We start from the raw sequence: 21,860 nt of genomic DNA, 5'->3' as shown, positions 1-21,860 counted from the left end.
GGTGGTCAGTTGCATGATTATACTGAAGAGCAGATGAAGATAGTTCTTGAAGATGCCAATAAGTATACGGATGAGAAAGTTAGTGGTCTTGTCAATGATGCTGTTAACGAGTCGAAATCCTATACGGATATGAAGTTTGAGACATTGAATTATGCTGTTGAGGATGTTCGCAAGGAAGCAAGACAAGCTGCTGCTATTGGTCTAGCGGTGTCCAACTTACGTTACTATGATATACCAGGATCTTTAAGTGTTTCATTTGGGAGTGGTTTATGGCGCAGTCAATCTGCGTTTGCTATTGGTGCTGGTTATACATCTGAAGATGGAAATATTCGCTCGAATGTATCTGTGACAAGTGCTGGAGGTCATTGGGGAATAGGCGCTGGAATTACTCTGAGGTTGAGATGATAATAGAAAAAATAGCTGTTATTGTAAAAACGAGAAGTATGTTAGTAAAGGTTCTGTTTGCTCTTGCCTTAATAGGCAAGAGCGAAAGCTTTGCCAACGAGAACAATAATATTTATACAGTGCATCCACCGCGCTTATCGATACCTAAGGGAGAACCTGGCGAAACACGTCGAATTATTATGCAGTTTTATGATTGGACTTTGATTTGTGACGAAAAACAAAAGCTGAAACATAAGCAAGGTATATGTAATGTGACACAGACGGTTCATGATCAAGAAGGAAATACCATTTTTAGTTGGTCTCTTGTTTCTACGACAAGTGGTCAAGCAGTGATGCTTTTTCGAACATTGCCAAATTCTGATATAAATGTTCCGATTCAAATGTTTGTAAAAGGTGTTAAAAAACCTGTTCTTATTAATTATACGCAATGTAATGAAACGGTTTGTTTGGCACAATCACCTGTAGGTCCGGTTTTGACTAAACAAATAGAGCAGAACAATAAGGTACGTATTTCCTATAAAACTAAAGAAGGTAAGGTATTTTCTTTTACTGTACCATTTAAAGGGTTAAATGCAGCACTTAATTCTTTCCGTCCTTAGAATCCATCGAGTATTTTTAACAAGAGTCATTTTTCCATAAATTGTTGTATTATATTTCTGAGTGTAAATTATAAGGTCAAATAAGTAAGAAGTTTTATATAATATGATATCGAGGTGATTTGTTGGAAAGAGTGAGAGTTTTATGAATATAAAGTTACAGTAAGTTCTTTATATGTAATAGAAAATCAAGTTAGTGTTTTCCATAATGCTTAAAGAATGATTTCGTTAGTTATTAAAAGTAAAAAAGATTAGAAATACTCGATTTATTCCTTACAATAATGAGTAGACTAAATTCTTTTTTTAAGCTTCAAATGGATTTTTAAAGCGGTCTGATTATGCATTAATATTTTTCAGATAAATTTATAATTCTAGAGATTTTTTTGAACGATAGTTTTTATTGGTATTCACAAAATAACAGCTATTGTAATTGCAGTTTGTGGTACTACAGAACTTTTATTTCAGCATAATCAAAGCTATTTCATTGCATATAACAAACGAGGCTCGTGTGTGGATAACGAGATTAAAAAAATTTTTCTTATAAACCGTACTAATGTATAGGTTGTTGTAACCTTAAGAGTCAGCAAATAGTATGATAGTGTAGGTTTGTTACAATAGAGGTGTGCTCCGTGTAAATGGTATAAAGAAAAGAGCATAATTTATAAAAATTGATGTGAACGTAAACGATTAATTTATAGTTTTAAGTTCATAAAGAGAAACATGATTTTACGGAAACAACCGAAAGATTATACAAAAATCTGAATGATGCTAGTGTAGAAAATTTTAATGATAGGAAAAGAAAGAGTGATTTCTTGTATTTATCATTTGATGCTGCATTATTGCTTTATTTAGAAATGAGCAGAAGAGTTTTCGCGTTTATTTATTGGGGGGAACGCTCAAGGGATAAGGGAAATGACCCCGTTAAATTATGGTTCAAAAGAGTTGAAGCGAGGAGAAATATACGATACCAAAGCAGATCAGTTGTATGATCAGTGCGGTAGTAATACAAATAATCATTCTGCATTGTCACGAACAGAGGCATATTCTGTCCTTGTTGATATAAAGAGACAACAGAGAAAAAAACATTATGAACAGAAACAGATTTTTGTTCAATCTGAGGCAGCTTTTGAGTTTCATAGTCAGATAATGATAGGTGCTCAAAAAACAAAAAAACTCAAAGCACCTTTTCTTCGACGGTTCCATTCAGTAAAATCTCCACCTCTTTATGCGGCACTTGATCTCGGAACAAATAATTGTCGTCTTCTTATCGCATCTCCCAGTAAACCTGGATATTTTCGTGTTGTTGATGCTTTTTCTCGTATTGTACGATTGGGAGAAGGTTTAATAAATAACGGTTTTCTTAATACACAAGCTATGGATCGTGCGATTGAAGCATTAAAGATTTGTCATTTAAAGCTAAAACAAAGGCATATTAAGCGTTATCGCTTGATTGCAACGGAAGCTTGTCGTTCTGCAGAAAATGGTAGACATTTTATTCAGCGTGTTTTGGAGGAGACAGGTCTTGAATTGGAAATTGTTGATCGGCAAACAGAAGCGCGTTTTGCTGTTACAGGGTGTAGTACACTTGTTGAACCAAATACTGACGCAATTGTGCTTTTTGATATTGGAGGAGGATCATCAGAAATTGTGCTACTTGATGTTTCTCAAAAGCGTTCTTTTCGTTTAGCTCGACAAATTATCGCTTGGACTTCTCTTCCTGTTGGTGTTGTTACGCTTGCTGAACGTTTTGGAGGGAATGATATTAGCTTAGACGATTTTGAAAAAATGAAAAGTTATGTGCGAGGGTTATTAAATAATTTTTCAGATCGTCATAAATTAGGAGAGTTAGCACAAGGTTCGAAGTTTCATCTTTTGGGAACCTCCGGTACGGTTACAACTTTAGCAGGAATGTATCTTAATTTAGAGCGTTATGATAGGAAAAAAGTGGATGGCATTTGGATGAATGATGCAGACATTACACTTATGACACAACGCCTATTATCATGGGATATAGAAAAACGTGTCATAAGTCCTTTTATTGGACGCGAGAGAGCAGATTTAGTTTTAGCTGGTTGTGCAATTTTAGATGTTATTCGGGAAGTTTGGCCAAGTCAGCGTTTAAGAGTTGCTGATCGTGGATTAAGGGAAGGAATTTTGATAGAGCTGATGTTACGCGATGGAGTATGGTGTCGTCATAGAAAGAGCAGAGATTTCAAGCGTTAGAGAATTAAATATGGAGACAATGAATAACGATGAAAAAAATAACAAAAACACCGAGAGGTGGCTATGGAGGCTCAGGGTCACATGAATTATATCAGCGCGTAAAAAAGAAAGCAGGAACCATTAAAGCTTCATCACGACGATGGTTAGAGAGGCATCTGAATGATCCTTATGTCCATCAATCAAAAGTAGATGGTTATCGTTCGCGTGCGGCTTATAAACTCATTGAAATTAATGAGCGCTATAGGTTTTTGAAAAAAGGTCAAAAGGTTATTGATCTAGGAGCAGCACCTGGGGGTTGGTGTCAGGTGGCTGAGCGTATAGTAGGGTCAAGTGATGAAGATCCTAGCGTTGTTGGTATTGATTATTTACATGTTGATCCATTACCTAGAGTTGCCATGTTGGAAATGGATTTTTTGCATACAGATGCACAGCAGAAATTAATTGAAACTTTAGGGACAAAACCGGATGTGGTTCTTTCTGATATGGCAGCGCCAACAACAGGTCATCGTCAGACGGATCATTTAAGAACGATTTATTTATGTGAAGTTGCGGCTGATTTTGCTCTTTCGGTTCTCAAGCCTGGGGGATATTTTTTAGTAAAGGCTTTTCAAGGGGGAGCAGAAAACACTCTTCTTGCAAGATTAAAACAGCATTTTAAAAAAGTCTACCATGTTAAACCACCCGCAAGCCGATCAGAATCAGTAGAGCTTTATCTTCTAGCGCTTGAATTTAAGGGAAAAAATACAAGAATAGCACCTTCTTTTAAGAAGACTTAACTTTACTTAACCTATTTAAATGTGATGATTTTTTTCTCAAAGAGTTATCAGCGATAGCGACAGTTTTTCTGTTATCAATGATGAAAAACTGGTAAAATTAATGTATTGCCTATAGAGGTAGAGAGATTGATTCCTCAGTGAGTGTTTCCAATGAAATTTCTTGATCAAGCTAAAGTTTATATTCGTTCTGGTAATGGAGGTTCTGGAGCAGTATCATTTCGCCGTGAAAAATTCATAGAATTTGGGGGGCCTGATGGAGGGAATGGAGGACGGGGTGGTGATGTCTGGGCTCTTGTTGTTGATGGGCTTAACACGCTGATTGATTATCGCTACCAACAGCATTTTAAAGCAAAAACAGGGGGACATGGCAAGGGGCGTAATATGACGGGTGAGAAGGGTGATGATGTCATCCTTAAAGTTCCGGTTGGGACGCAAATTTTTGAAGAAGATAATACAACGTTAATATGTGATTTAACGGAAGTGGGACAGCGCTATCGCCTTGCAAAAGGAGGGAATGGCGGTTTTGGCAATCTTCACTTTACAACATCGACAAATCGGGCACCGCGTCGTGCAAATCCAGGTTTGGCTGGAGAAGAGCGTGCAATATGGCTTCGTTTGAAGTTAATTGCTGATGCGGGGCTTGTTGGTTTACCAAATGCCGGAAAATCAACTTTTTTAGCTTCTGTAACGGCGGCAAAGCCAAAAGTTGCAGATTATCCTTTTACTACTCTACATCCTCATCTTGGTGTTGTACGAATTGATGGTCGTGAATTTGTTTTGGCTGATATTCCGGGGTTAATCGAAGGAGCCCATGAAGGGGTGGGAATTGGAGACCGTTTTTTAGGACATGTGGAACGTTGTCGTGTCCTCCTTCATTTGATTTCTGCTCAAGAAGAAGATGTTGCAAAAGCATATCAAATTGTGCGTCATGAACTTGAGGCATATGGAAATAATCTAAGTGATAAAACTGAAATTGTTGCTTTAAGCCAGATAGATACGCTAACGATTGAAGAGCGTAAAACAAAACAGGAAGCTTTGCAAAAAGTAACGGATCAACCTGTTATGATGTTTTCTGCGGTTAGCCGCGAAGGTTTAGAAAATGTGCTGCGTGCTGGTGCACATATTATTGAAATGTCACGCAAAGAGGAGATTAGTGGGGATAGCAAGGTTGATTGAGATGGCTGTTGGATCGCAAAAACTTACACACTATAAACGTATTGTGGTCAAGATTGGATCTGCCCTTTTGGTTGATCCTCAGACAGGTTTGCGGGTTGAATGGCTTAACAGCTTGATTAGTGATGTTGTTGAATTGCACAAAAAAGGCGTAGAGATATTGTTGGTGTCTTCAGGCGCTATTGCTTTAGGAAGGACATTGCTACAGCTTCCTAAGGGGGCTTTGAAATTGGAAGAAAGTCAGGCATGTGCTGCTTTGGGGCAAATTGAGTTAGCTAAAACCTATGGTGATGCGCTTGCTCAACATGGGCTCAAAACGGGTCAAATTTTGCTCACTTTATTTGATACGGAAGAGCGAAGGCGTTATCTCAATGCACGTGCGACGATTAATGTACTTTTACGTTTTAGAGCAGTACCTGTTATTAATGAGAATGATACTGTTGCGACAAATGAAATTCGTTATGGTGATAATGATCGTTTAGCTGCACGTGTGGCAACAATGATGGGGGCAGATCTTTTAATACTTTTATCTGATATTGATGGTCTTTATACAAAGTCTCCCCATGGTGATCCAACGGCTGAATTTATACCTTTTGTTGCATCCATTACGCATGATATCGAAAAAATGGCAGATGTTGCTGCTTCAGAGTTTTCAAGGGGAGGAATGAAGACCAAGCTTGATGCTGGAAAGATAGCTAATGCTGCTGGAACGGCGATGATTATTACTTCAGGCAAGCGTATGAATCCCCTTGCAGCAATTGACAAAGGTGAACGCAAGAGTTTTTTTGCGGCAAGTAAGAAATCTGTCAATGCTTGGAAAACATGGATTTCTGGTCATTTAGATCCATCTGGTGTTTTAACGATTGATCAAGGAGCCATTAGGGCTCTTGAAACAGGAAAATCGTTATTAGCAGCAGGGGTTATTGGCGTTGAGGGAAATTTCCAGCGTGGGGATACGGTTGCAATTGTTGGTACAGATGGGGTTGAGATTGCGCGTGGACTTGTAAGCTATGACAAAGATGAGGCTGTACGCATTATAGGACATAAAAGTGAAGAAATTGAAGCTATTCTTGGGTATGAGGCCCGCTCTGCTATGGTGCATCGTAATGATATGATTGTACGTTGCTTGATCAATTCTGTTTAAAAAAGTTACTTTTGTTTTTATTGTTTTCGCAGAGTGGATAATACGATGACTTTAGAAGAACAAATGAAAGATATGGGACAAAAAGCACGCTATGCCGCTGCAGCGTTGGCCGTTGCTTCTTCTGAGCAAAAGAATAATGCATTAGAAATGATCGCTTTAAGTCTAGAGGCTCAGTCAGATGAAATTTTACGGGCGAATTGTCAAGATTTAGAGAATGCTGCTCAGAATAATTTGAAAGCTGCAATAATTGATCGGCTAAAATTAGATGACTTGCGTTTACGTGCAATGATAGACAGTGTTCGCCAAGTTGCTCGTTTATCTGATCCTGTTGGACAAGTGATGGATGAATGGACGCGTCCAAATGGGCTTCATATAAGTCGTGTACGAACACCTCTTGGTGTGATTGGCATTATTTATGAAAGTCGTCCCAATGTTACAGTTGATGCGAGTTCTTTGTGCTTAAAAGCAGGTAATGCTGCGATTTTGCGCGGTGGTTCGGATAGCTTTCATTCTTCTCATGCTCTTCATTTAGCTTTGGTACAAGGTTTAGAGCGCTCTGGTTTACCCAAAGATGCTATCCAAATGGTTGGAACGACAGATCGTGCTGCCGTTGGGGAAATGCTCAAAGGATTGGATGGAGCGATTGATGTGATCGTACCACGTGGTGGAAAGAGCCTTGTTGCCCGCGTTCAGTCTGATGCACGTGTTCCAATTTTTGCTCATTTGGAGGGACTTTGTCATATTTATATTGATAAATCGGCAGATTTAAATATGGCACGCAATATTGTTTTAAATGCAAAGCTGCGGCGAACAGGGATATGCGGTGCTGTTGAGACAGTTCTCATTGACAGCCAAGCATTAAAAAAGTTTCTTCCTGTTTTAACTGCTTTACAGGAGAAGGGATGTGAAATTCGCGCCACAGAAGATATTGTTTTTCTTATGCCAGATGTCAAATTAGCTTCTGAAGAAGATTGGTCGCATGAATATCTTGATGCTATTCTTTCTGTTAAAACGGTTGAGGGTGTTGAGGGAGCCATTGCTCATATCAAGCGTTATTCATCAGGACATACGGAATCGATTATTGCTGAGGATTTGGAAGTGGTGAAGAATTTTTTTAATCATTTAGATTCAGCTATTTTGCTGCACAATGCATCTACACAATTTGCTGATGGAGGTGAATTTGGTTTTGGAATGGAAATTGGTATCGCAACAGGAAAAATGCATGCACGTGGTCCCATAGGTGTTGAACAGCTAACATCATTTCAATATCACGTTAAAGGAAATGGTCAGGTTAGAGCTTGAGAACACTATTTTTTCCATGGAAAAATTGTATGCCACATGTTGAAAGATCTAATGTTGTGGGTCTTTTTGGTGGTTCCTTTAATCCACCGCATGCGGGGCATCTTCTTGTTGCAAAAATTGCCATTCGGCGTTTGTATCTTGATCAGTTATGGTGGATGATCACTCCAGGAAATCCTTTAAAGGATTGCACACAGTTGCTCTCTTTAGAGGAGAGAATGCAATTAAGTTTTAAACTTATTGACCATCCAAAAATTCGCTTAACAGGTTTTGAACAGGCTATAGGGAGCAAAGTATCAGTAGATACGATTTTTCATATTCTTACCCATTACAGTGGCGTAAATTTTGTATGGATTATGGGGGCAGATAGTTTTGCGACGATACATCATTGGTATCGATGGCATGATATCGTCTCTATGCTTCCTATTGCGATTATTGATCGTCCTTTAGGCAATCGGTCAGCACTTTCTTCTCCTATGGCACATATTTATCGCCGTTTTCGTTTGGATGAGAGAGAAAGTAAGCGATTACCTTTTATCAAGCCACCAGTTTGGACTTATTTGCATGGACCTTTATCTTTTCAATCTTCAACAAACCTTCGTTTGAAGAAAAATGATTTTTCTTGAACATTTCATAAGATTCTGCTTCTCTTTAGAGAAGTCTCTTTTAGATTCCACAACGATAAGAAAGGATATTGATCTGAAAAACGTTGCACACAAACACTCTTATGAAATTATGCCTTCAAAAGAAAAAAAAGTTTTTTCTGTGAGTGAGAGTCTTGAAGTTATTCTCAAGAGTTTAGAAGATACAAAAGCAGAAGATATTGTTGCTATTGATATTCGAGGGAAGTCATCTTTGGCTGATTATATGGTCATAGCTTCAGCAAATTCGCAGCGTCATGTATCGTCTGTTGCTGATCATTTATTACATACTTGGAAAGATAGTGGGCAGGGGCTTGTGCGTGTAGAAGGGCTTGCTGGAGGTGACTGGGTATTGATTGATACAGGTGATATTATCATTCATCTTTTTCGTCCAGAAATTCGTCTTTTTTATAATTTAGAAAAAATATGGATGACGCCGGATTTAAACGATACGGCTTTGCTTCTCTTCGGAGATCATTAAAATGCAAATTTCTGTTTTTGCGGTTGGTCGTATGAAAAGTGGGGCGGAGCAAAAACTAGTTCAGCATTATTTGGATCGTTTTTCTAAAATTTCTGGAGATGTGGGCTTTCATTTAAAAAAGTTACAAGAGATACCAGAAAGTCGTGCTCAAACAGTTTGTCAACGTATGGAGGAAGAGGGGAGAAAACTTATTGAATTTTTACCTGAAAAATGTCGATTAATTGTGTTAGATGAGCGTGGAGAATCGATTTCTTCAACTTCTTTTTCTGAAAAATTGAGGTGTTATCGTGATGAGGGCATTCGAGATGTCGTCATCGCTTTGGGAGGACCTGATGGGCATAATGAACAAATAAGGAAGCATGCTGATTTTCTTTTATCTTTTGGTTTGATGACGTGGCCACATCAAATTGCACGTATTCTTCTTACAGAACAACTTTACCGCGCTGTAACAATTGAAAATAATCATCCGTATCATCGTTTTTAATATTTTTGTTCAATTTTTAGCACTTATTTATATGTTTATTAATATTGTTTTAGCTGACACCATTTAAAGCATCTCTAATGTATACGATGAGGTGTCATGGTTTTTGCAAATGAAAAAGCTTCTTCATAGAAAGATGCTATATTTATATGAGGAGTGCGTCATATTTGTCATTCTGCTCTTGAGTATGTTTTTTTGCTTTTCTGTATCGCATGCGGAAGAAATGAGGAGTACGGAAGTACATAAAGAATTGGGAGAAATTCGCCAAAATATTTCATTTTCGCGTGAGCGTGTTATTTTTCTTATGCATCAAGTTGAGCATTTAAAAAAAGATCAACGTGTTTTGAGTGATGCACTCATAAAGGCGGCTAAAGAAGAACGTATAGTAGCAGATGATATTGCTAAAAGGGAAGAAAAGCTTAAAAAAATGATAGAAAAGCGGGTACAAGTCTATCAAAGTTTAAAAAATCGTCGTGCTGAATTTGCGGAAGTTCTTGCAATTTTGGAACGTATGGGATTGAATCCGCCTCCTGCTCTTATGATGCAGCCAGAGGACGCGTTGGCTTCTATACGTAGTTCTGTTTTATTAGGTACTGTTATTCCTCAGATGCAAGAGAAAACACGAGATTTAAAAGGGGAACTCAAGGAGTTGACCAATTTGAGTAATTCCATTACTACGGAATATACGGCATTAAAGACAAAACTGCAAAATCAAGCAGAGCAGCGAAAACGTCTAGAGCTTTTATTAGACCAAAAAAACAAACTACAAAAAAAATCAGAAAAAGAACTTACAGAACAGCAACAAAAAAATATTGCTCTTGCTAAAAAAGCGCAGTCTTTGGAAGAATTGATTTTAGAGCTCGATCGTCAGTCAAAACTTAGCTCTGATGCATCAGTACAGGTACGGAAAAGTTTACAATTGTTAGAACAGTCCAATTTTGAAAGCCGAAAAGGTTCTTTACTTTTTCCTGTTTCAGGAAAAAGAATACATCACTCTAACAAAAGTTCGCAGATTACGCGCTTTGGTGAAACGATAGAAACAGAGTCAGGAGCTGTTGTTATTTCACCTGTGGATGCTTTTGTTGCTTTTGCTGGGCCATTTCGTTCTTACGGACATTTAATCATTCTCAATGTTGGAAATGGTTATCATATCATTCTTACTGGAATGTCGAGAATTAATGTAAAACAGGGGCAGTTTGTTCTTTCAGGTGAGCCTCTGGGTATAATGGAGATGCAATTTATTTCAAACAGTGTTGCATTGGATATAGGAAAAACTTCTCCAATGCTTTACATTGAGTTTAGAAAGCAGGGAAAACCTGTAAATCCAACTCCTTGGTGGCAGACTGAAAAAATAAGAAGGAGCCAAAATGATTCGTAAAGTTATTCTTTTGGTCGCTGGGGTATTGCTCGGCGCCTGTTCAATGATTATGGTGCAGTCTGTTGCTGCGAATAATGAAGATAATGCATATAAAAAGCTAGCTATATTTGGCGATGTTTTTGAGCGTGTGCGTATGCAATACGTTACAGTTCCAGATGATAAAAAGCTTATTGAAAATGCTATCAATGGCATGCTCACATCACTGGACCCTCATTCATCTTATTTGAATGCTGAAGAAGCCAAGGATATGCGGGATTCTACGAAAGGAGAGTTCGGAGGTCTTGGTATTGAGGTCACTATGGAAAAAAACTTAATTAAAGTTGTTTCACCAATGGATGATACTCCCGCTTCAAAAGCAGGTATTCTAGCAGGAGACCTTATTTCAAAAATTGATGATGTACAAACGAATGGTCAAACATTGAATGAAGCTGTTAATAAGATGCGAGGTGCTCCTGGAACACCAATTACCTTAACAATTATTCGTTCTGGCGTTGATAAGCCATTTGAAGTGAAGATTGTTCGTGATATTATCAAAGTAAAAGCGGTGAAATATCGGGTTGAGGGTGATATTGGATATTTAAGAGTTATCCAGTTTTCTGAACAGACATTAAATAATCTTCTAGCGGCAATTAAAGATATCCAATCTAAAATTCCTGAAGATAAGCTAAAAGGTTACGTCCTTGATTTGCGGCTTAATCCGGGTGGGCTTTTAGATCAAGCTGTTAATGTTTCGAGTGCTTTTCTCAATAAAGGTGAAATTGTGTCAACTCGTGGGCGCAAAAAGAGTGATGTGACAAGATTTGATGCGAAGCCAGGTGATGTCATCAATGGAAAACCGCTCATTGTTCTTATTAATGGTGGTTCAGCAAGTGCTTCTGAAATTGTTGCGGGTGCATTGCAAGATCATCGTCGTGCAACAATTTTAGGGACGCAGTCTTTTGGTAAAGGATCTGTTCAAACAATTATTCCTTTGGGTGAAAATGGGGCTTTACGCTTAACAACAGCACTTTATTACACGCCATCAGGCACTTCTATTCAAGGAACAGGGATTACGCCTGATATTATTGTAGAGCAACCACTTCCTGAAAAATATAAAGGTTATGATGTAAAAGTTGGTGAGTCTGCATTAAAAGGACATATCAAAGGAAAACGAGAAAGTAATAAAGGATCTGGTTCAGCTGCTTTTGTTCCCAAAGACCCTAAAGATGATATTCAATTGAATGAGGCCTATAAACTGTTACGAGGTGAAATGGCAAATGCAGCATTTCCACCAGATCCCAATAAGGATGTGTTAAAGTGAGAATTGATATCTATAGCTTGCGATTTTGAGGAATATTAAATGGATGCAGATATTAATTTGAAGATTCTTCCATATCGCAAATGTGTTGGGATTGTTGTCTTTAATCATGAGGGGAAAGTGTGGGTTGGGCGTCGTTTAATGATGCCCATTCATGCAGATGCAGATATTGACATATCTCATCGTTGGCAGCTTCCTCAAGGAGGGATTGATGAAGATGAAAAACCATTAGATGCGGCATATCGTGAACTTTATGAAGAAACGGGTATTCGATCTGTAAAGTTGATTAAAGAAGCACAAAATTGGTTCCATTATGATTTTCCACAAGAACTTATTGGGTGCACATTAACAAATAAATATCGTGGGCAAATACAAAAATGGTTTGCTTTCCAGTTTACAGGAAAGCTTTCTGAAATTGCGATTAATCCGCCACCAGATGGCAATAAAGCGGAATTCGATCAATGGAAATGGATTGATCTAGAAACCCTTCCGTTGATTGCTGTTTCTTTTAAAAAGCACGTTTATACGAAAGTTGTCAGCGAATTTCGAGGTAGCCTTAGACCATTATAAAAGCTATATGATTATGAGAAAGCTTTTTTTATTAAGATGCTTTATATTATAATAAATAATAAACATGTTTATCTTTTATGTAAAGAACAGGAATATAAAATGAAAAAGTTATTTAATTTACTTATAGTTTTTACTCTCTTGAGTATTTCATCTGTTGCATTTGCAACAAGTTCAAAGCCTCCTGCATCAAAAGATGCGGCAGCGACATTGCCAAATGGAGCTTCTTCTTTGACTGAAACCTACGGTTTGTGGACTATTAACTGTGGTATACAAGAAGGGAAAAGAATTTGTTTTATGCACCGTCAAGAAGTGAATGAGCAGGGGCGTGTTGTTGTGGCTATGGGCCTTACTCTCGATGCTGAGGGTGTTGTATCTGGTAATTTAACAGTTCCTTTTGGCATTTTGGTTTCTAAGCCTGTTCGTTTACAAGTTGATGAGGGAAAAGCTGTTATCGAAACCGGTATCCGGACTTGTGTACCAGCAGGTTGTGTGGTTCCTGTCGTTTTTGACAAAAATCACGTAGCAGCTTTACGTTCTGGAAAAAAGTTAAAGTTGGCGATGACAATTGCTGCTGCAGGTGAACCAGCTTTGAATGATTTATTTGTTCAGCTAGATGGTTTTAGCAGTGCTCTTAATCGTTTGACTGCTTTGCAGAAATAATTTTAAAACTAAAAGCGGACTTTAAAAGGCCGCTTTTAGTTTGTTTGTTTTTTATAATTAATAATTAAAACGATGAGATTTAAGATTAATCCTATTAAGGAATATTCAGATTTTTTGCTGTTTCTTCTATTTTATGTGCTATTTTTAATTTTGATATTTGTTTTCTAACTGCATCGTCATTAAATAGAGAGATGAAGAATTTAGATGTCTGGTTTTTATTCAAGAAAAAAGAGTATTGAAATATAAAACCATTTTTTGATACACAGACCTGCTTTAATGAAGGTTTTCTATACGCTCTTCTGTTTCCTTGATTGAAAGGGATGACGCATGATTTATGCATTGCTTCGAACGATTGATTTGATTTTTGAGATTTATATTGATATTTTAATCGCTAGTGTCATTTTTTCTTGGCTTTATGTCTTTAATATCATAAATTCGCGCAATCGCTTTGTTGTTTTGATAGGAAGCTTTCTATATCGTCTTACAAATCCCATTCTAAGCCGTATCCGGCAAATTTTACCAAATTTTGGAACAATTGATATTTCACCTATTATAGTTTTTATTATTATTTATTTTATTCGTACTTTCATGTGGCGCGTTTACGCAAACATGTATTTATAGAAATATTACTTGAGGCGAATACATGTTTTATCAAGTTGATGAAAATAACTTGATTTTGTTTGTATATCTCATTCCTAAATCATCAGTTGACAAAATAATAGGGATTGAATGTAGGGATGGTGAAAAACAATATCTGGTTATACGCCTTCGGGCTGTTCCTGAAGATGGAAAAGCGAATAAAGCTCTCATTAAATTTCTTGCGAAGCAGTGGAAAATCCCATCTTCTTCTATTTCTCTGAAAAGCGGCGCAATATCTCGCTACAAACAACTTTACTTTTCAACACATTTAGAAAAGCTAAAGCAGATATGGCAATCCTTTAGAGATTACATCTCGTAGAAAAAATAAATAACAAAGCCTATTTTTTATAGGCTTTATTTTATTAAAATCGTTATACTTTTTTATTGCGCTCAACAGCTTGCTTAATTAATTCATGAGCAAAGTTTTTATCACCCCATCCTTCAATTTTAGCCCATTTTCCAGGTTCCAGATCTTTGTAATGCTTGAAGAAATGTTCAATTTGTTTGAGTGTAATCTCGGGCAGGTCTGTATAGTCATGAATATTGATATAGCGTTTTGTTAATTTTGTAGTGGGAATGGCAATAATTTTTTCATCTTTACCACCATCATCTTCCATCATTAGAGCTCCGATGGGGCGAACATTGATAACACAACCAGGCATAAGTGGACGGGTATTACAGATAAGGACATCAATAGGATCACCATCATCTGAAAGCGTATGAGGGACAAAACCGTAATTTCCAGGATAAACCATTGATGTATGAAGAAAACGGTCAACAAATAATGCACCAGACTTTTTATCCATCTCATATTTTATTGGTTGCCCACCAAGGGAGACTTCCACAATAACGTTAATATCTTCTGGTGGATTTTTGCCTACGGGTATTTCCTTAATATTCATAGAGACATCCTTTCTGGAATATAGTGAGGCTCAATACAATTAAATATTTTATAAATATTTTACCAAAGAGATTATGAAATTAATTTGAAATTGATGCACGTGTTTTTTCAAAACGTTTACGTTCATTAGGATCAAGATAGAGTTTGCGGAGACGAATATTTTTAGGGGTTACTTCCACAAGCTCATCATCTTGTATCCACGATAAGGCGCGTTCTAACGTCATTTTAATGGGAGGCGTTAGCTTTACGGCTTCATCTTTTCCGGAAGCGCGCATATTGGTGAGTTTTTTCCCTTTTAACACATTAACTTCTAAGTCATTATCTCGTGAGTGGATGCCAATAATCATACCTTGATAGACTTTTACACCCGCATCGATGATCATAGGTCCACGATCTTCAAGATTAAAAAGAGCATAAGCGACAGATTCACCGTTGTCATTTGAAATCATAACACCATTAACACGACCAGCAATGTCTCCTTTATAAGGTTCATAAGCATGGAAAAGGCGATTCATAATTGCTGTACCACGTGTGTCCGTTAAAAGTTCAGATTGATAACCAATGAGTCCTCGGGTTGGGGCATAAAAGACAAGGCGGACACGATTACCTCCAGAAGGACGTAACTCCACCATTTCGCCTTTACGTTCAGACATTTTTTGTACAACAATACCGGAATATTCTTCATCAACATCGATAACAACTTCTTCGATTGGCTCAAGAGTTATTCCATTTTCATCTTTTTGCATAACAACACGTGGACGTGAAACACTAAGCTCAAATCCTTCACGGCGCATATTTTCAATAAGAACTGCAAGCTGTAATTCTCCTCGTCCTGAAACGTAGAAAGAATCTTTATCGGCTGATTCTTCAATTTTAAGAGCGACATTGCCTTCTGCTTCTTTTAACAATCGGTCACGAATGACACGACTTGTTACTTTATTGCCTTCAGTTCCAGCAAGGGGACTATCGTTGACGAGAAAACTCATAGTAACAGTAGGAGGATCAATTGGTTGGGCAGTAAGGGGTTCATTGACAGTAGGGTCACAGAAAGTATCAGCAACGGTACCTTTTTGTAGACCTGCAATCGCAACAATATCACCAGCACTTCCTTCTTCAATAGGTTGCCGTTCTAAGCCACGAAATGCTAAAATTTTTGAAATACGCCCAGTTTCTAAAAGTTTTCCATCTTGTCCAAGAACCTTGACATTTTGATTGGGTTTTAAAGAGCCAGAATGAATCCGTCCTGTAATAATTCGTCCCAAAAACGGATCCGCTTCAAGAATAGTTCCAATCATGCGAAACGGTCCTTCTGCTACACTAGGAGAAGGGACATGCTGCGTCACAAGATCAAATAAAGGACCTAATCCCTGATCTTTTGGTCCTTCAGGGGCTTCAGCCATCCATCCATCGCGTCCAGATCCATAAAGAATAGGAAAATCAAGCTGTTCATCGGTTGCGTCAAGAGCAGCGAAAAGGTCAAAAACCTCATTAATGACTTCATCAACGCGTGCATCCGGTCGGTCAATTTTATTAATAGCAACAATAGGGCGCAATCCTATTTTCAATGCTTTGCCAACGACAAATTTTGTTTGTGGCATTGGTCCTTCAGCAGCATCAACAAGTACAATGGCTCCATCAACCATATTGAGGATGCGTTCAACTTCTCCACCAAAGTCAGCGTGACCTGGTGTATCAACAATATTAATTCGAGTATCTTTCCAAACAACAGATGTCACTTTCGCTAGGATTGTAATTCCGCGTTCTTTCTCAATATCGTTTGAATCCATCATACGTTCGCTTGTACGCTGATTATCACGGAAGTTTCCTGATTGCTTGAGAAGCCCGTCTACAAGCGTTGTTTTCCCATGGTCAACGTGGGCAATGATGGCAATGTTACGCAATTGCATAAATTTTCTTCTTTTCGTTTAATGAAATTTCATTTGAGGCAAAGTCTTTACATTCTTTGCCTGACTATTAGAAAACCTTTTACATGTTTTTTTATAATTTTGGAAGATGGAGGCAATATTTTTATGGCAAAACTATTTATCCAAGTCTTTAAGGCTCTATTGAGCTTCAATTTCTGAAGCTTCGTAAAAGTTTTTTATAGTACGTATGTTCTATTCTCGAGCTAAGAATTATCCCAAAAATCACAGTCAATTTGATTTTTATCAATATGACACAAGAAATTTATATGAATTCTTGTAAGAGTAAGTAAGTATAAAGCTAGCGGTATTGTTGTTGTTGTTTTGCAAAGAGATTGATAAAAATCCGGAATATCTCTCAATCCATAGCCAATTTATTGACAACTTTACAACATTTTTATTCTAAATAAAGCTTTTTCTTATTCCATAACTTGTCAATCAAAATCCAGATCTAATGCAATCGTGTATTTGAGGTAAATATTGAGACGATTAAGAATTTTATAAGAAGGTTCTAGCTTTTGTATGCCAGATTAGGGCAAGAGTTATATCTGTTTGATTTATTTATGAACCCGGCATACAGTCTTATTTAGAAAGAATATGAAGGCATCCAAAGAAAATCTCCCATCTTTGCTGTTAATCCAATTTATGATTTCAAAAGCATCTAAAGTAATATCTTTTAAACCATGGAGATAGTGCATTGCCTTACACTTTTGTTAATTGCACTCTCTAATAGGAGTATGCTTTTTATGCCAAACAGAACACTTTAAACAGAATATACTTTTTGTTGCATATTCATGTACTTAAGAGAGACTGCTTAACGTACACTACATCCATTCCATGATAGGGCTCATAAATGATATAACATACGCGAATAGTATACTATTAACGCCTTTGTGAAGAAATATAAAGCCTGTTGAGTATCATCATTATTATTCTTTCTCAGCTGTCAATATTGCGCCAGTTTTTGATACGAGAGAGAGAGGATATAAGAAGTATTTTATTTTTTCTTGAATAGTTTTTAGCCATACACCGATCTCGTTTGTGACTGGCAAGAAGATGACTTTAATCGATTTAATATGAGAAGCTTTATGATGAGGTAAAATTACGTTATTCGGAGCTGTTATTCAAAAAAATAATAAATTATCTATAGAGCGGTGCGCTAGAAAATAAATAATAAAGCTTATTCTCTTATGGAAAGAATCTTAGGTTACATGACAAGATTTTTCCATAAGTAAGAGTTTTTACTTTACATGTTTAAAGAAGAGTTCCTGACAAAATGAGAGAAGCTACAGAAAAGTAGATTATAATGCCCATGACATCTACTAAAGTTGCCACAAAAGGAGCAGAAGCACTTGCTGGATCAAATTTTAAACCTTTAAGAATAAAAGGCAACATAGATCCAGAAAGAGAACCAAAGGTAACGATTCCAACTAAAGCTGTACCCACTGTTGTCGAAATAGCAATCCAATGTTGGCCATAGTCGTAGATACCCAGTTTTTGCCAAAGAGCAATGCGCGTAATACCAATAATTCCTAGTAAGAGACCAAGGGATAGTCCTGTTGGAATTTCACGAATGATCACTTTCCACCAGTCTTTCAACGTGAGTTCACGTAAAGCCAATGCACGGATAATAAGGGATGTAGCCTGTGAGCCGGAATTTCCTCCTGAGCTCATAATGAGAGGTATGAACAGTGTAAGAATAATCGCTTTTTCGAGTTCTGTTTCGAAATGTTGCATAGCGCTTGCTGTCAGCATTTCACCGATAAAGAGTAAAGCGAGCCATCCGCCACGTTTTTTCATCATTTCAGGAAACTTAATTTGCATATAGGGCTTATTAAGCGCTTCCATACCCCCAAATTTATAGGCATCTTCATTCATCTCATCGACCATAGTATCAAGCACGTCATCAACGGTTACAATGCCAATGACATGGTTACTTTCATCAACTACAGGCACAGAGAGAAGATCATGGCGCTGGAAAAGGCGTGCGATATCTTCATGATGTGTGAAGGGTGATATTGTAATGGGCGAGTCATGGGTAGGGACATTAAGAATTTGTTCATCAGGTGAGGCAAGAATAAGGTTACGCAGGGAAACAGCTTTGAGAAGAGTACCTGTTTTGGGATCAATTACATAGCTGGTATAAACTGTTTCACGTGTTCGCTCGACCTCACGAATGTGATCCAAAGTTTTTTGTATGGTCCAGTTTGAAGGAACGGCTATAAACTCTGTTGTCATCAGTGCTCCTGCTGTATGATCAGGATAACTGGTGAGTTTTTTAAGTTCAGCGCGCGTTAAGGGGTTAAGCAAGGCATAAAGTCGTGTGCGGGTTTCTTTATCCATTTCTTGAAAGACGTCTGCAGCAGCATCAGCAGACATGCCATCAAGAATTTCAACAGCACGATTTATAGGGAGAAGTTCTAGGATGGCAGCAGGTTGCTCAAGCTCTGGTTTATCAAAAAGTTCGATAACATAATCAAGTGGCAGAAGACTAAGAATAGTTACACGTTCCATGATATCGAGGTCATTGATGATATCAATAGAGTCTGCAAAATGCTGGTTCTTTAACTTTTCAGCGAGAGCTTCAGTAGAAAAATTTTTGAAGTCGAAGGCCGTTTTGATTTCAGTCATGATAAAGTACCTCCTGAAGAGTTGGAGAGTTGTAAATCTAGATAATAGATGAGATAAAAACAAAAGTTTATGGAAGATTTAAAAAACTCCCCAGCTATATTCCCAATTGTTAATATTTGAAGTAAAGTCAAGGGTAAATTATAAGTTATAAACAAGTTTCTGAATCACTAAAACGAGAATACAGCTTAATTTGAGGATAATATAAAAACGTAAATGTAAAAATCAGTTCTGATTTTACCATCATTTCTTTAATGCAGTTTGCGATTTTCAAAAGAATCTACAGCAATATTTTATAAAGAGTGGAGATTATGCTTTTCTCCAAGTGTTTTTGTTAATATGCAATTCTATTGTGATGTGCGAGCGAATAATCTTTATTGCTTCAATATAATATGGTTTGAAATGGAAGAGCTTTACGATTTTCAGGTTTTTTATTCAATAGCGTTTTGAAAGGTAGTTTTGAAACTCACGAAATAGTTTTAGTATGTTATCAATTTGTGTCGTAAAGATAATTGTTACAGTTTAAATTTATAATGGAGACATAAAGTATTATGACAAAAGCAGCAGTGCTGGACTGGAAGGGATTTTCAGGTCTTCCTGATTTTTCTTCTATAAGTGATGAAGATTTTAAACCCGCTTTTGAACAGGCACTTCAAGAAGCAGAAGAAGAACTAGAGGCAATTGCGATGGTGCAAGAACCACCAACGCTTGAGAATTTTTTGCAGCCTTTTGAGCTTTGCGGCAAAGCGCTTGATCGTGTCTGTTCAATATTTTTCTTACGCACCAGTGCTCATACGAATGTATTAATTCAACAGCTAGAGCAAGAGTTCGTTGTAAAACTTTCTCGTTATTCTTCAAAAATGATGATGGATGCGCGGATATTTGCGAAAATAGATGTGCTTTATAAACAGTCGCAGCTGAGCACATTTGAGAGTGAAACAACACGTGTTCTTGAATTATGGTGGAAAAAGTTTGTTTGTCATGGGGCAAAACTCGATGAAAAAGCTAAGAAACGGCTTTTGGAAATTAATGAAAGACTTGCTTTTTTAAATGCTACTTTTGGACAAAATGTCTTAAATGATGAAGCTGAATGGATTCTGTTTTTAAAACAAACAGACTTATCTGGTTTACCGCAAGATCTCATTGCTTCAATGAAGGAAATTGCGTGTGAAAGAGGCAATGAAGAAGCGTATGCATTAACACTAGCACGTTCGATTGTTGAACCTTTTTTAAAATTCTCTGATCGTCGTGATTTGCGTGAGGTTGCATTCCAAGCTTGGGCTAAACGTGGTGAAAATAATAACAAGAATGATAATAAAACAATTATTGTAGAGATTGTTGCGCTTCGAGATGAGCAGGCTAAATTATTGGGATATAAATCTTTCGCGGATTTGAAGCTCGATAATACTATGGCTAAAAGTGTTGATTCCGTTATGGATTTGCTTATGCCTGTATGGAAGCGCGCAAGAGCGAAAGCTTCTACTGAGCAAATTGACTTACAAAATTTTGCCAACAATCAGGGCAGCAATGAATCTTTAGCTGCTTGGGATTGGCGTTATTATGCTGAAAAGCTTCGCACTGAAAAACTTTCTTTCGATAGCGCTGAGATTAAATATTATTTTCAGCTTGATCTTATGATTAAAGCGGCTTTTGGGGTAGCCGAAAAACTCTTTAGCATTACATTTGAAGAAAAAAACGCTGTTACACTTTGGCATCCTGATGCACGTTTGTGGGAAGTAAAAAAGTCTGATGGAAGTCTACTTGGGCATTTTATTGGTGATTATTTTGCGCGTTCTTCAAAACGCTCCGGTGCGTGGATGAGTAGTTTGCAATCACAACATAAATTGGATGGCGGACAAAAGCCTATTATCTACAATGTTTGTAATTTTGCTAAACCACCTAAAGGGGAAGTTGCTCTTTTATCACTTGATGATGCACGTACGCTTTTCCACGAATTTGGACATGCATTGCATGGTTTGCTTTCTGATGTCACATGGCCATCTGTGTCGGGAACATCTGTTTCACGTGATTTTGTTGAGCTACCTTCTCAACTTTACGAACATTGGTTAACAGTACCAGAGATATTAAAATCTTATGCTATACATACAAAAACAGGCCATCCTATGCCACAAGAGTTGATAGATAAAGTCTTAGTAGCACAGACATTTAATGCAGGATTTTCTGCCGTTGAATTTATCTCATCAGCTTTAGTGGATATGGCTTTTCATCAAGGTGAAACAGTCACTGATCCAACAGTGTTTGAACGCCAAGAATTAGAAAAGCTGCAAATGCCTGATACAATTATTATGCGTCATCGTCCCCCACATTTTATGCACGTGTTTGCGGGGGATGGTTATGCATCTGGTTACTATTCTTATATGTGGTCGGAAGTCCTTGATGCTGATGCTTTTCAAGCTTTTGAAGAAACGGGAGATGTTTTTAATTCAGAGCTTGCTGATAAGTTGAAACGTTTTATTTACTCCGCTGGAGGAAGTCGTGATCCAGAGGAGCTTTATAAAGCTTTTCGGGGACGAATGCCTTTACCAGAGGCAATGATTAACAAACGTGGACTATAAGATATAACGGTATGGTTAACACCATGCCGTTTTCATATTATTCGAAAGGTGCAGTTGCGATTTATGCAAA

20 protein-coding genes are annotated in these 21,860 nt (G+C 37.5%); 17 read left to right on the top strand and 3 right to left on the bottom strand.

Annotation, left to right across the window (positions count from 1 at the left end; translation table 11 throughout):
• From ACFIK1_RS01840 to ACFIK1_RS01765, 16 genes are all read left to right on the top strand, one after another.
• Positions 1-405 (top strand): YadA-like family protein (locus tag ACFIK1_RS01840; RefSeq protein ID WP_375661949.1); only part of this gene is annotated, 405 nt, incomplete at its 5' end.
• Positions 402-1,004, top strand: a complete 603-nt coding sequence (locus ACFIK1_RS01835; RefSeq protein WP_375661948.1) for an invasion associated locus B family protein — start codon at positions 402-404, stop codon at positions 1,002-1,004. The genes ACFIK1_RS01840 and ACFIK1_RS01835, both read left to right, overlap by 4 nt.
• A gap of 909 nt (positions 1,005-1,913) precedes the next feature.
• A complete protein-coding gene (locus tag ACFIK1_RS01830; protein ID WP_375661947.1) occupies positions 1,914-3,224 on the top strand; it encodes a Ppx/GppA phosphatase family protein in 1,311 nt (436 codons plus the stop codon).
• Positions 3,225-3,253: 29 nt separating this feature from the next.
• On the top strand, positions 3,254-4,000 hold the full coding sequence (locus ACFIK1_RS01825; RefSeq protein ID WP_375634604.1) for an RlmE family RNA methyltransferase: 747 nt from the start codon (positions 3,254-3,256) through the stop codon (positions 3,998-4,000).
• Between the two features lie 150 nt (positions 4,001-4,150).
• Positions 4,151-5,176 (top strand): GTPase ObgE, encoded by a 1,026-nt coding sequence (obgE, locus tag ACFIK1_RS01820; RefSeq protein ID WP_375661946.1) that lies wholly within the window; start codon positions 4,151-4,153, stop codon positions 5,174-5,176.
• A gap of 1 nt (position 5,177) precedes the next feature.
• Entirely contained in the window at positions 5,178-6,317 is a 1,140-nt protein-coding gene (gene proB, locus ACFIK1_RS01815) for a glutamate 5-kinase (RefSeq protein WP_375661945.1), read from the top strand.
• A 45-nt stretch (positions 6,318-6,362) separates the two neighbouring features.
• Positions 6,363-7,619, top strand: a complete 1,257-nt coding sequence (locus ACFIK1_RS01810; RefSeq protein ID WP_375661944.1) for a glutamate-5-semialdehyde dehydrogenase — start codon at positions 6,363-6,365, stop codon at positions 7,617-7,619.
• A gap of 29 nt (positions 7,620-7,648) precedes the next feature.
• Positions 7,649-8,242 (top strand): nicotinate-nucleotide adenylyltransferase, encoded by a 594-nt coding sequence (locus ACFIK1_RS01805; RefSeq protein WP_375661943.1) that lies wholly within the window; start codon positions 7,649-7,651, stop codon positions 8,240-8,242.
• 109 nt (positions 8,243-8,351) lie between these two features.
• On the top strand, positions 8,352-8,738 hold the full coding sequence (rsfS, locus tag ACFIK1_RS01800; protein WP_375661942.1) for a ribosome silencing factor: 387 nt from the start codon (positions 8,352-8,354) through the stop codon (positions 8,736-8,738).
• 1 nt (position 8,739) lies between these two features.
• Entirely contained in the window at positions 8,740-9,222 is a 483-nt protein-coding gene (gene rlmH, locus ACFIK1_RS01795) for a 23S rRNA (pseudouridine(1915)-N(3))-methyltransferase RlmH (RefSeq protein ID WP_375661941.1), read from the top strand.
• 133 nt (positions 9,223-9,355) lie between these two features.
• Positions 9,356-10,597 (top strand): murein hydrolase activator EnvC family protein, encoded by a 1,242-nt coding sequence (locus tag ACFIK1_RS01790; protein ID WP_375661952.1) that lies wholly within the window; start codon positions 9,356-9,358, stop codon positions 10,595-10,597.
• On the top strand, positions 10,587-11,897 hold the full coding sequence (locus tag ACFIK1_RS01785) for a S41 family peptidase (protein WP_273790634.1): 1,311 nt from the start codon (positions 10,587-10,589) through the stop codon (positions 11,895-11,897). Before ACFIK1_RS01790 ends, ACFIK1_RS01785 begins: the two co-directional genes overlap by 11 nt.
• 39 nt (positions 11,898-11,936) lie before the next feature.
• Entirely contained in the window at positions 11,937-12,464 is a 528-nt protein-coding gene (locus tag ACFIK1_RS01780) for an RNA pyrophosphohydrolase (protein WP_375611860.1), read from the top strand.
• Positions 12,465-12,563: 99 nt separating this feature from the next.
• Entirely contained in the window at positions 12,564-13,124 is a 561-nt protein-coding gene (locus ACFIK1_RS01775; RefSeq protein ID WP_375633907.1) for an invasion associated locus B family protein, read from the top strand.
• Between the two features lie 327 nt (positions 13,125-13,451).
• Positions 13,452-13,745: a YggT family protein gene (locus tag ACFIK1_RS01770; RefSeq protein WP_375633909.1), complete on the top strand. Its 294-nt coding sequence runs from the start codon at positions 13,452-13,454 to the stop codon at positions 13,743-13,745.
• 22 nt (positions 13,746-13,767) lie between these two features.
• Positions 13,768-14,082: a DUF167 domain-containing protein gene (locus ACFIK1_RS01765; protein WP_375661940.1), complete on the top strand. Its 315-nt coding sequence runs from the start codon at positions 13,768-13,770 to the stop codon at positions 14,080-14,082.
• 52 nt (positions 14,083-14,134) lie between these two features.
• Here the strand turns inward: ACFIK1_RS01765 and ppa are convergent, their stop codons facing one another.
• The 3 genes from ppa to mgtE all read right to left on the bottom strand — a co-directional run bounded on the left by ppa (position 14,135) and on the right by mgtE (position 19,217).
• Complete coding sequence (gene ppa, locus ACFIK1_RS01760) at positions 14,135-14,665, bottom strand: inorganic diphosphatase (protein WP_375661939.1); 531 nt, start codon at positions 14,663-14,665, stop codon at positions 14,135-14,137.
• 79 nt (positions 14,666-14,744) lie between these two features.
• Positions 14,745-16,571: a translational GTPase TypA gene (gene typA / locus ACFIK1_RS01755; RefSeq protein WP_375661938.1), complete on the bottom strand. Its 1,827-nt coding sequence runs from the start codon at positions 16,569-16,571 to the stop codon at positions 14,745-14,747.
• A 1,269-nt stretch (positions 16,572-17,840) separates the two neighbouring features.
• A complete protein-coding gene (gene mgtE / locus ACFIK1_RS01750) occupies positions 17,841-19,217 on the bottom strand; it encodes a magnesium transporter (protein WP_375661937.1) in 1,377 nt (458 codons plus the stop codon).
• 548 nt (positions 19,218-19,765) lie between these two features.
• Between mgtE and ACFIK1_RS01745 the strand changes: the two genes are divergently transcribed.
• A complete protein-coding gene (locus ACFIK1_RS01745; RefSeq protein ID WP_375661936.1) occupies positions 19,766-21,790 on the top strand; it encodes a M3 family metallopeptidase in 2,025 nt (674 codons plus the stop codon).
• The last annotated feature ends 70 nt before the right edge of the window (positions 21,791-21,860 follow it).

Origin of the sequence: Bartonella sp. OC16QHHD, assembly GCF_042194035.1 — a bacterium.
Taxonomy (GTDB): domain Bacteria; phylum Pseudomonadota; class Alphaproteobacteria; order Rhizobiales; family Rhizobiaceae; genus Bartonella.
Note: the sequence above shows the minus strand (reverse complement) of the source record. Positions and strands in the feature narration are given on the sequence as shown.

Excerpts from the sequence above, each read along its gene's own strand:
- ACFIK1_RS01835 (WP_375661948.1), top strand. The coding sequence starts at position 402 with ATGATAATAGAAAAAATAGCTGTTATTGTAAAAACGAGAAGTATGTTA.
- ACFIK1_RS01830 (WP_375661947.1), top strand. The coding sequence starts at position 1,914 with ATGACCCCGTTAAATTATGGTTCAAAAGAGTTGAAGCGAGGAGAAATA.
- ACFIK1_RS01825 (WP_375634604.1), top strand. The coding sequence starts at position 3,254 with ATGAAAAAAATAACAAAAACACCGAGAGGTGGCTATGGAGGCTCAGGG.
- obgE (WP_375661946.1), top strand. The coding sequence starts at position 4,151 with ATGAAATTTCTTGATCAAGCTAAAGTTTATATTCGTTCTGGTAATGGA.
- proB (WP_375661945.1), top strand. The coding sequence starts at position 5,178 with ATGGCTGTTGGATCGCAAAAACTTACACACTATAAACGTATTGTGGTC.
- ACFIK1_RS01810 (WP_375661944.1), top strand. The coding sequence starts at position 6,363 with ATGACTTTAGAAGAACAAATGAAAGATATGGGACAAAAAGCACGCTAT.
- ACFIK1_RS01805 (WP_375661943.1), top strand. The coding sequence starts at position 7,649 with ATGCCACATGTTGAAAGATCTAATGTTGTGGGTCTTTTTGGTGGTTCC.
- rsfS (WP_375661942.1), top strand. The coding sequence starts at position 8,352 with ATGCCTTCAAAAGAAAAAAAAGTTTTTTCTGTGAGTGAGAGTCTTGAA.
- rlmH (WP_375661941.1), top strand. The coding sequence starts at position 8,740 with ATGCAAATTTCTGTTTTTGCGGTTGGTCGTATGAAAAGTGGGGCGGAG.
- ACFIK1_RS01790 (WP_375661952.1), top strand. The coding sequence starts at position 9,356 with ATGCTATATTTATATGAGGAGTGCGTCATATTTGTCATTCTGCTCTTG.
- ACFIK1_RS01785 (WP_273790634.1), top strand. The coding sequence starts at position 10,587 with ATGATTCGTAAAGTTATTCTTTTGGTCGCTGGGGTATTGCTCGGCGCC.
- ACFIK1_RS01780 (WP_375611860.1), top strand. The coding sequence starts at position 11,937 with ATGGATGCAGATATTAATTTGAAGATTCTTCCATATCGCAAATGTGTT.
- ACFIK1_RS01775 (WP_375633907.1), top strand. The coding sequence starts at position 12,564 with ATGAAAAAGTTATTTAATTTACTTATAGTTTTTACTCTCTTGAGTATT.
- ACFIK1_RS01770 (WP_375633909.1), top strand. The coding sequence starts at position 13,452 with ATGATTTATGCATTGCTTCGAACGATTGATTTGATTTTTGAGATTTAT.
- ACFIK1_RS01765 (WP_375661940.1), top strand. The coding sequence starts at position 13,768 with ATGTTTTATCAAGTTGATGAAAATAACTTGATTTTGTTTGTATATCTC.
- ppa (WP_375661939.1), bottom strand. The coding sequence starts at position 14,665 with ATGAATATTAAGGAAATACCCGTAGGCAAAAATCCACCAGAAGATATT.
- typA (WP_375661938.1), bottom strand. The coding sequence starts at position 16,571 with ATGCAATTGCGTAACATTGCCATCATTGCCCACGTTGACCATGGGAAA.
- mgtE (WP_375661937.1), bottom strand. The coding sequence starts at position 19,217 with ATGACTGAAATCAAAACGGCCTTCGACTTCAAAAATTTTTCTACTGAA.
- ACFIK1_RS01745 (WP_375661936.1), top strand. The coding sequence starts at position 19,766 with ATGACAAAAGCAGCAGTGCTGGACTGGAAGGGATTTTCAGGTCTTCCT.